The sequence below is a fragment of the Longimicrobium sp. genome, from assembly GCF_036280135.1.
Taxonomy (GTDB): Bacteria; Gemmatimonadota; Gemmatimonadetes; order Longimicrobiales; family Longimicrobiaceae; genus Longimicrobium.
The window spans coordinates 1-4,004 of record NZ_DASURI010000799.1 but is presented as its reverse complement, the minus strand read 5'-3'; the positions used below and the strand labels follow the sequence as shown (position 1 = coordinate 4,004).

Below are 4,004 nucleotides of genomic sequence, written 5' to 3'. Positions count from 1 at the left end.
TGATACGGGAGGGGAGCCGTATGTGAATGTGGCTCAACGATTTTCATCCGCCCGGCGTGGCACGCGCCTTGCCCTTTCTCCACGGCGGGAGAGGGGGACGGAAACCATTGCACGGGAGGCACTTCCATGGACGATCGTACGCTGGGCGAGCGCGGCGCCGAGAACTCGCTCAAGGGCAAGCTCGACCACGCCGTGGGCCACGTGAAGGACGCCCTGGGCGGCCTTACGGGCGACAAGAGCCTGCAGACCGAGGGCAAGGTGGACCAGCTCAAGGGCAAGCTGCAGGACAAGCTGGGCGAGACCCAGATGGACGTGGACCGCGGCCTGCGCGGCGACGGCCTCTGAGCCACCCCGCCCTCGGGCGATGACGGGCGGCGGCTCCCACGCGGGGCCGCCGCTCGTTTTTGTCCTCGATCCGGCGATGGAGATTTCGACTCGCGATCGGTAATGCGGATTCGTCGGCGATTGGTAATGCGGATTCGTCCGGCGATTGGTGATGCCGGCCGATCCCGGAAGCGCCGCGAATCCCCAGCCGAAGCGAGTAATGCCGATGCGGATCTGATTCGGTAATGGCCGGCCCCCAGCCGGAGCGAATGATCCGGTAAAGGCCGTCCCCCAGCCGGAGCGAATGAATTCGCCGCTGGAAAATCGCGAAGTCCGCCTTCGCGGACTGCCCCAGCGGAGGTCGTTTCGTGTGCACCGGACGCGCCCATCGAGCAGTTGAAGCCTCACGCAGTTTGTGAGGCTTTCCGCAGTCGTTGCGGCGGCTTCAGCCGCTCTGGCCCGAAGACGGCCGATCCGAAAACGGCATAAGTTCGCCGCTGGAAAGGCACGAAGTCCGCCTGTGCGGACTGTCCAGCACGAACCGGCGCACGGGCGGGTGGCGGGCCCCTTCTGGTTCTCCGGTCTCCGCGACGCAGGTCAGACCAGGCCGGCGTCCTTCATCCGGCGGTTCAGGGCCAGTTTGCCCGCGTGGCGTTCGGCAAAGGCATAGAGGCGCGCCTGGGTGGCGTCCGCCCCACCGTCTCGTTGGGCCAGATCGCGCAGGTCGCGCAGCAGACGGACCGCCTCTTCGTAGGCCGCGCCTTTCTTCTCGGCGGCGAGCGCCTCGGCCCTGCTCCACACTTCTTCCTCCCTGCCAACGAGGGTGGAAAGGTACCGCTCGCGCTCCGCTGCCTGCTGCTGCTCGCGGCGTGCCTTGGCGCGCGCGGCCGCCTCGGCTTCCTCGCGCTGCCGCACGTCGGCCAGATGGTCGGCGCGGGCGAGCAGCTCCCCGACGGTGCGCGGCGCTTCGGCCGGCGCGGGCCCGGGGCGGAGCGTTCGCTGCACGCCGGCCAGCAGGTCCAGGCGCACCGCGTTCCCGCCGCCGTTCGCCACGCGCATCAGCATGGCCGTCTTTTCGGCATCCGGAAGGGCCGCGATCCAGGCCTGCAGCGCGGTGTCGTCCCGCTCGGCGGCGGGAGCGACGCTCCGTTCGGCGGCGGCGCGGACGAGGTCCTCGTCGATCCGCAGGAAGTCCACGAACACGCGCTGCGCCGCCGTCAGCCGCCCCAGGCCGGCGGGGACGGGCGGCTCGGGGGCTTCATCCGGCACGCCGCCCTGCTGTGCGGACAGGAGCCAGCCCAGGTACAGCGCCCGGTGATCGCCTCCGGCCAGTTCCTCGCGCAGGGGCAGGAGCGAGCCCAGCCGGCCGCTGCCATCCTCCTCCCAGTCGCCGCCCTCGTCCTCGGAGCGAAAGCCCAGGAGCACGTGCTCGCCGCGGGCCTCCGTCATGACGAACTCGTCGTCGCAGTAGTTGCCGACCACGTCGGCGCCCAGCATCCGCAGCGGGACGCGGAGCATCACCTCGCGCGTGCCCCAGTTGGCCAGGTAGAGGAACGCGTCGAAGTACGTCTCCAGGAACGTCCACGCATCGCCCCTGAAGTTGCCGTAATGGTAGACGTTCACGAAGCTGCGCGGCGTGATGGTGGCGCGGCTGGATACCGCGCGTAGCCGCTCCATCTCCTCGGGGGAGAGGGAGCGGTCCACGGCCTGGAACTCGTAGTACTGGTACTCGCTCATCGGTGCAGGCGACGGCGCATGGTGGGATCGTCCGGGTAGAATAGACAAAGTAGCCGATGATGCTGATGCGAGCCACCCGCGTCGCTTGGCCGCGTCGATCGGGTTGCCTATGTTGCCCGTTTCCGATGGGATGTGACGCGGACGCCGGGTTTTCCGGCAGACCCTGGAGATGGGCGGATGAGCGAGACGCCGGGACGCAACCTGGCCCTGGACCTGGTGCGGGTCACGGAGGCCGCCGCGCTGGCGGCCGCGCGATGGATGGGGCGCGGCGACAAGGAGGCCGGCGACGGCGCGGCCGTGGAGGCCATGCGCCTGGTCCTCTCCACGGCGGACCTGGACGGCGTGGTGGTCATCGGCGAGGGGGCCAAGGACCACGCGCCCATGCTGTTCAACGGCGAGACGGTCGGCAGCGGCGGCGGGCGCAGGGTGGACGTGGCCGTGGATCCCGTGGAGGGCACGTCGCTGCTGGCCCGCGGCGCGCCGGACGCCATCTCCGTCGTGGGCGTGGCGCCGCGCGGCACCATGTGGTCGCCGGGGCCGGCGTACTACATGGACAAGCTCGTCGTGGGCCCCGCCGCCGCGCCGCACGTGCGCCCCGAGCTGCTGGACGCGCCCATCGGCGAGGTGCTGTCGATGGTGGCCGGCGCCGTGGGCCGCTCCGTGGGCGAGCTGACGGTGTTCGTGCTGGACAAGCCGCGCCACCAGGACCGCATCGCGGCCATCCGCGCGGCGGGCGCGCGCGTGCTGCTGCGCACGGACGGCGACGTGGCCGGCGCGCTCATGGCCGCGCGCGAGGGCAGCGGGGTGGACCTGCTGACGGGCATCGGGGGGACGCCGGAGGGCGTGATCGCCGCGTGCGCCGTGCAGGCGCTGGGCGGGGCCATGCTGGGCCGCCTGGCCCCGCAGAGCGCGGAAGAAGCCGAGGCCGTGCGGGCGGCCGGCATCGACATGCACCGCATCCTCACGGAAAACGACCTGGTGGCCAGCGACGACGTGTTCTTCGCGGCCACGGGCATCACGGACGGCGTGCTGCTGCCCGGCGTGCGCTACACGCGCGGCGGCGCCACCACGCACAGCCTGCTGATGCGCGGCCGCAGCGGCACCATCCGCACCGTCACCGCCGAGCACCGCTGGGACAAGCTCCGCGCCCTGAGCGCGCTGGAGTACTGATCCCGGGCGTCGGAACGAAAAGACATCTCACACGGGGCCTTCGGCCAGCGGAAACGGCAACGGTAACCGCAGCCGAGGTGGCGGGCCGCCGGGCACGTTTTCATTGACCTGTCACGGATCGAGACGTACTGTGGAATCTGCATCCGTCCGGAGTGGCAGCTTTCCTCAAGGAACGGAGCCAGCGCGGGCGGACGCCGTCTTCTCCGCCGCCTGAAATCCATCCATGATCGAGGCAAGCGGGAGCACCTCGATCTACCCCCGCCGCATCCATCCATGATCCGGGGCATGGCGTCGGTCGCGCCACGCCCTCGAACACCTCATCGAACCGCCACCCGGAGCTCACATGGCACCCACGGCAATCAGCAGCCATCCGGACGTCACCCCGGCCAAGACCCCGCGGCTTTCCGCGATGTACGCCAGCCTGTACCCCAAGGCGTCGGGGTATACGCCGGTGCTGGACGATGATCTCGTCACCGCCATCGGGGACTCCGGCTTCACCACTGTGATCCTGGGCCTGTTCCACGTTGCCGCCGCACCGGCTTCGCCGCCATCTCCCGGGTCGCACCTGCTGGGCGACATCGTCTTCAACCAGGGGCCCGCCGTGGTCTCAAACGGGACGATCCAGACCTCGGTGGTGGGAACGGGTTCCGATTGGGCCCACTACCTGCACCATCTGAAGAGATCCGGCAGCGTCGACCGGATCTACCTGTCGTTCGGCGGCGGCAGCGTGCGCGACTTCAGGAACATCGCCTCCTTCGTGACGTACCTGGACC

The 4,004-nt window shown here is 70.0% G+C and carries 4 protein-coding genes; 3 read left to right on the top strand and 1 reads right to left on the bottom strand.

Annotated elements, in window-relative coordinates:
• Window positions 1-126 precede the first annotated feature (126 nt).
• Window positions 127-345 carry a CsbD family protein gene (locus VFZ20_RS25795; protein WP_329686841.1) on the top strand — a complete coding sequence of 73 codons (219 nt, stop codon included), beginning with the start codon at window positions 127-129 and terminating at the stop codon, window positions 343-345.
• Window positions 346-921: 576 nt separating this feature from the next.
• Here the strand turns inward: VFZ20_RS25795 and VFZ20_RS25790 are convergent.
• Window positions 922-2,061 carry a hypothetical protein gene (locus tag VFZ20_RS25790; RefSeq protein WP_329686840.1) on the bottom strand — a complete coding sequence of 380 codons (1,140 nt, stop codon included), beginning with the start codon at window positions 2,059-2,061 and terminating at the stop codon, window positions 922-924.
• A 177-nt stretch (window positions 2,062-2,238) separates the two neighbouring features.
• Here VFZ20_RS25790 and glpX point away from each other — a divergent pair, with 177 nt between their 5' ends.
• A complete protein-coding gene (glpX, locus tag VFZ20_RS25785) occupies window positions 2,239-3,231 on the top strand; it encodes a class II fructose-bisphosphatase (RefSeq protein ID WP_329686839.1) in 993 nt (330 codons plus the stop codon).
• 343 nt (window positions 3,232-3,574) lie between these two features.
• A partial coding sequence (locus tag VFZ20_RS25780) for a hypothetical protein (protein WP_329686838.1) occupies window positions 3,575-4,004 on the top strand: 430 nt, incomplete at its 3' end.

What these genes read in the sequence shown, in the direction of transcription:
- glpX (WP_329686839.1), top strand. Translation starts at nt 2,239, where the DNA reads ATGAGCGAGACGCCGGGACGCAACCTGGCCCTGGACCTGGTGCGGGTC.
- VFZ20_RS25795 (WP_329686841.1), top strand. Translation starts at nt 127, where the DNA reads ATGGACGATCGTACGCTGGGCGAGCGCGGCGCCGAGAACTCGCTCAAG.
- VFZ20_RS25790 (WP_329686840.1), bottom strand. Translation starts at nt 2,061, where the DNA reads ATGAGCGAGTACCAGTACTACGAGTTCCAGGCCGTGGACCGCTCCCTC.